The following is a 344-nucleotide window of genomic DNA, read 5'->3' on the forward strand; positions in this document are numbered from 1 at the left end:
CGTGCCGTCCAGTAGAGCGGAAATGTCCACGTAGAGCGGCTTTTCGTCGTCGGTTCCCGGTTCCGGTATAGGGGGTAGGGAACCGGGAACCGCACCGTTCACAGCGGTTCCCGTGCGGTTCCGGGAACCGGGAACCGCATCGGTTCCCGGTTCCGTACCCTGTGTCCGGGAACCGGGAACCGCTGTCTGAGCGTGACCGTTGTGCTCGACTGTGACAGGTGGCGACAGGTGCTTGCCCGAGTCGGCGAGCGCTTTGCCACGGGCGACCAAATCGTCGTTCACAGGCTCGCGCCCCGATTAACGATTACGGCCAGCTTGTCGCGCAGCATCTCGTTTATATCCGC

1 protein-coding gene is annotated in these 344 nt (G+C 63.1%); it reads right to left on the reverse strand.

Features of this window, described 5'->3' with window-relative positions; all coding sequences use genetic code 11:
• On the reverse strand, positions 1 to 282 hold a 282-nt coding region (locus tag BST11_RS28300; protein WP_211284808.1), incomplete at its 3' end, for a hypothetical protein.
• Positions 283 to 344 lie beyond the last annotated feature (62 nt).

The sequence above is a fragment of the Mycobacterium alsense genome, from assembly GCF_002086635.1.
Classification (GTDB): Bacteria; Actinomycetota; Actinomycetes; order Mycobacteriales; family Mycobacteriaceae; genus Mycobacterium; species Mycobacterium alsense.